The 3,939-nt window shown below is 64.1% G+C and carries 6 protein-coding genes; 2 read left to right on the forward strand and 4 right to left on the reverse strand.

Going from position 1 to position 3,939, the window contains the following annotated elements:
* Position 1 precedes the first annotated feature (1 nt).
* Together VZ95_RS13990 and VZ95_RS22100 are read right to left on the reverse strand one after the other, a co-directional pair.
* Complete coding sequence (locus tag VZ95_RS13990; RefSeq protein ID WP_045776402.1) at positions 2-340, reverse strand: antibiotic biosynthesis monooxygenase family protein; 339 nt, start codon at positions 338-340, stop codon at positions 2-4.
* Positions 337-1,140 (reverse strand): DUF2272 domain-containing protein, encoded by an 804-nt coding sequence (locus VZ95_RS22100; protein WP_198148304.1) that lies wholly within the window; start codon positions 1,138-1,140, stop codon positions 337-339. The genes VZ95_RS13990 and VZ95_RS22100 overlap by 4 nt, the downstream gene beginning before the upstream one ends.
* A 73-nt stretch (positions 1,141-1,213) precedes the next feature.
* Here VZ95_RS22100 and VZ95_RS14000 point away from each other — a divergent pair, with 73 nt between their 5' ends.
* Positions 1,214-2,116, forward strand: coding sequence for a methyltransferase domain-containing protein (locus tag VZ95_RS14000; RefSeq protein ID WP_045776403.1), 903 nt, complete (start codon positions 1,214-1,216; stop codon positions 2,114-2,116).
* A gap of 166 nt (positions 2,117-2,282) precedes the next feature.
* Here VZ95_RS14000 and VZ95_RS14005 read toward each other — a convergent pair whose 3' ends face one another.
* On the reverse strand, positions 2,283-2,867 hold the full coding sequence (locus VZ95_RS14005) for an NAD(P)H-dependent oxidoreductase (protein WP_045776404.1): 585 nt from the start codon (positions 2,865-2,867) through the stop codon (positions 2,283-2,285).
* 65 nt (positions 2,868-2,932) lie between these two features.
* Between VZ95_RS14005 and VZ95_RS14010 the strand changes: the two genes are divergently transcribed.
* Complete coding sequence (locus VZ95_RS14010) at positions 2,933-3,619, forward strand: TetR/AcrR family transcriptional regulator (protein WP_198148305.1); 687 nt, start codon at positions 2,933-2,935, stop codon at positions 3,617-3,619.
* Positions 3,620-3,686: 67 nt separating this feature from the next.
* On the opposite strand, the gene VZ95_RS14015 is transcribed toward VZ95_RS14010, so the two are convergent.
* Positions 3,687-3,939 (reverse strand): redoxin family protein (locus tag VZ95_RS14015; protein ID WP_232302668.1); only part of this gene is annotated, 253 nt, incomplete at its 5' end.

The following is a 3,939-nucleotide window of genomic DNA, read 5'->3' on the forward strand; positions in this document are numbered from 1 at the left end:
TTTACGACTCGGATGCCATTCCGAACGCGTAATCGCGCGTCACCTGCGCAACCCGGGTGACATACCCCTTATACCAGCGCTCTTTCCCCAGCCGTTGCGCAATCACATGCGCAGCGACGGCTTTCCACGCCACCATATCGGCCTCGGTCTGCCAATAGGAAACCGTGATTCCGGTGCCATCAGCATTGCGAACCGACTCGATGCCCAAGTAGCCGGGCTGCCGGACCGACAGTTCTTCCATCGTATCGGCCATCGCGGCGTAGCCCGCCGTATCGTCGCTCAACTGATTGGTGAAAATCACGGCCCAATAGGGCGGTTTTGGGGTTTTGGCGAAGATCATCGCTGGGAAATCGTCTCTGGGAGGGGCGGGTAGCTGGCCTGCAACACGGCGAACCAGCCGGGGGCGTCGGGGGTGGGTAGGCGCAGCAAGCGCCCATCGGCATCGATGGGGTAGAGGCTGAGCGTCACACTATCGTTCACATTGCCGCCGATGGCGCGAAGTTGCCGGTTCCGGACCTCGACAACGAGATCGCAGTGCATTGGCCGGGGAACGCCTTGCTCGGCCCGGCGCTGAAGCAGCGTGGCAAGCCGCGCCTCGGGGGCCGACCGGTCGCCGCAGATGATATCGCCGGGCTCGGGGGTTTCGGCTTCGGGCGGATGGGCCGTGAAGCCGGGCGTGCCGTCCAACGTGGCATCGAGATAGGTGAAATGGGCTTCGTGGCGCGGCAAATCGCTGGCGGGAACCCCCGACGCGCAGGCGAGATAGCCGATGAACGCCGCCGACCACGCTTGGCTGAAGGGCGCATCGAGCGGCCCTGATTTCCCATCGTTCCCGGCGGCTTGCAGGGCCAGAGGCGTCGGCACCGCGCGCCAATAGCGGCGAATTTCGCTGGCAACGCGGGGATCGGTTTCCTTGATCCCCTCGGCCAGCACTTCGCGGCGACCGTTGGACCAATCGATGACGCCGCCACCGAACGTCTGCCATTCCGCGAGCGCGGTACTGACCATCCGCTGCCGCCTGAGGGCGAGGCTCTCTTCCACGGGGCAGGCGAGCGCCGTGGGCTGACCATCGAGAGCGAAATTCATCTCGGCGCACCCGGCGAGCGGGATCAGTCCGAGCACGAAGAGGGGCGCGCGCAACCGTGTCATCATCCTGTGGGTATAGGCGAGAATCGCGCGTTCTGCTACAGGCAAGGGCTGAAAGGATCCGTCTATGGCCACCGCTGCTTCCGAGTCTCAGATTTTCGATCGGCGCGCCCTGCGCCAGCACCGCGACCGCGCCGCCGCCGGGTTCGATGGGCGCTTCGATTTTCTGACCAAGGAAATCGGCGATCGGTTGCTCGACCGGCTGGAGGATATTCGCCGCCGCTTCCCGCTTGCCCTCGATCTGGGCGGGCGCACTGGCGATCTGGCGCGCTCGGCGAACGGGCGCGGCGGCATCGAGACGCTGATTACTGCCGATCTGTCGCCAAAGATGATCGCCCGCGCCCCCGGACCGCGCCTGGTGGCCGATGAGGAATGGCTGCCGATTGCCGAAAACAGCCTCGATCTGGTGCTCTCCTGCCTGTCGCTGCATTGGATCAACGATCTGCCCGGCGCGCTCATTCAAGCCAACCGGGCGCTGAAGCCCGATGGGCTGTTTCTCGGCGCGATTTTTGGCGGGGAGACTTTGCAGGAACTCAAAGCCAGCCTCGCCGCCGCCGAAATCGCCGAAACCGGCACTCTGGTGCCGCGCGCCTCCCCCACGGTCGATATCCGCGACGCCGGACGGTTGATGCAGCGCGCCGGTTTCGCCCTGCCCGTCATCGATAGCGACATGCTGACCGTCTCCTACCCGGACGTGCTGGCCCTGATGCGCGATTTGCGCGGCATGGGCGAGGCCAACGCCCTTGCCGGTCGCCCGCGCCGCCCTTGGCGCCGATCGATCCTCGCCCGCGCCGCTGCCGATTACGCCAACCGCTTCAGCACCCCCGATGGCCGCATCGAAGCCCGCTTCGAAGTCATCTTCCTCACCGGCTGGGCGCCCGATGCGAGCCAGCCGCGCCCGATGCGCCCCGGCAGTGCGAAAACCCGTCTGTCAGAGGCGCTGGGGGCGGTTGAGCGGAAGCTAAGCTAGCGGGCTGCCGCCCGTACCCGCTCGGGGAGCAAGCTCCCCGAACCCCTCCTTTTTTACAATAAAAAAAGAAACGGCGCTAAAGAAGCGCCCTTAGGAATTCCGATATCGCGTTTCCAAAGGGCCGCTGCCCTTTGGTGGGGGTTCGGGGGCAAAGCCCCTGACTAGACTAGATCCCCGCCCGCCCGATATCGCCAATCTCCGCCAGCCATTTTTGCCGCTTCTCGGGCGTCGAGGTTTTGATCGACCCGAGGAAGCTGCTCTTGACCGGACTGAAGCCGCAAAAGCCGAGGATTTGGATTTTCCACTGTTTTACCAACGGGCGGCCCCAGAACCAGCGGAAGATGAAGGGCGGCGTATCGGCGGTGATAATCACGCGGGCGCTGCGGCCTTTCAGGAGCTTGTCCCAACCGAGCCCCTTACTGTGATAGCGGAAGGCGAAACCGGGCAGCAGCACGGCATCGAGATAGGCTTTAAGGACGGCGGGCATGCCGCCCCACCAGAGCGGGGCGACGATCACCCAATGGTCGCAGGTTTGGATCTGCGCCTGCGCCGTCGCCACCCAATCAGCGGCGGCCCCGCTGGTCTTGAAATCCTTGTAATCGGGCGGCGAGAGCGTAATCGGCAAGTCAGCAATGGCGACCTGAACCACCTGATGTCCCGCGTCGGTCGCCGCCGTGGCATAGGCTTTGGCGAGCGCCGCACAATAGCTTTCGGCGCGCGGATGGCCGCAGAGAACCAGAATTTTCGCCATTGAAGTGCTCCTGCGCGGTGAGATTTTTACTCGTGTTACCATTGGTCACTTTGTACAATAATTATGTGACCAATGGCAACATCAATTTGACACCCGAGCTTCCCCCGGCGCGCCGCAAGGCTGCGGGCAAGTTTCATCACGGCGATCTTCCGGGGGCGCTGCTGGCCGCCGCCTCAGCCCTTATTGCGGAACGGCGTTCGGCTGAATTTTCCCTACGGGAGGTGGCCGAGCGCGTCGGCGTGAGCCATACCGCCGCTTATCGGCATTTCGCCTCAAAACGCGACCTTTTGGCCGAGCTTGCGTGCCGGGGCTTTCAGCGGCTTCACCGCGAGATGGTGGCCGACCGGGCGGGTTCCGCAACGCCAGAAGCGGCCTTACGCGTGATGGGGATGAATTACGTCAGCTTCGCGCTGGCCGAGCCGGGCGCGTACCGCATCATGTTCCATGTGGATCTATGCGCGACCGGCGCGCATCCGGCGTTGGAAAAAGCCGCCTATGACGGGTTTGCGGAAATGGTCTCGGTCATTGCCGAGGGCCAAGCGGCGCGGCAGTTCCGCCAAGATCGTCGCCCGGACGAACTTGCGACCGCCCTCTGGTCGGCCCAGCACGGCTATACCAGCCTGCTGCTCGACGGCCAGATTGCCGAGGGGGAGCTCCCCCCCGGCATTCCCGGCTTCGATATCGCCCCGCCCGCCGACCGCGCCTTAATGGTGCAGATGATGCTGGCGGGGCTGAAAACGCCCGGATCTTAAAGCTGGTTCAGCACATGCTCGGCACTGGACACTTCGAACTGGCCCGGCGCTTCCACATTGAGCACTTTCACCACACCGTCTTCGGCCACCAGGCGAAGCGCTTGCAGCGAATGCCCATGCCATAGGCCGAAAAATCGGCATCCAGCCCCATGGCTTTGGCGAAGTCGGCGCTGCCATCGGCCAGCAGCAGCACGGCGTCGCCGGAATTCTGCGCCTTGCCCCACGCGCCCATGACGAACGCATCGTTCACCGAAATGCAGGCGATGGTATCAACACCCTTATCGGCGAAAGCGGCCTTCTCAATGAAGCCCGGCAGATGT

It is taken from the genome of Elstera litoralis (assembly GCF_000963705.1).
GTDB classification, from domain to species: Bacteria; Pseudomonadota; Alphaproteobacteria; order Elsterales; family Elsteraceae; genus Elstera; species Elstera litoralis.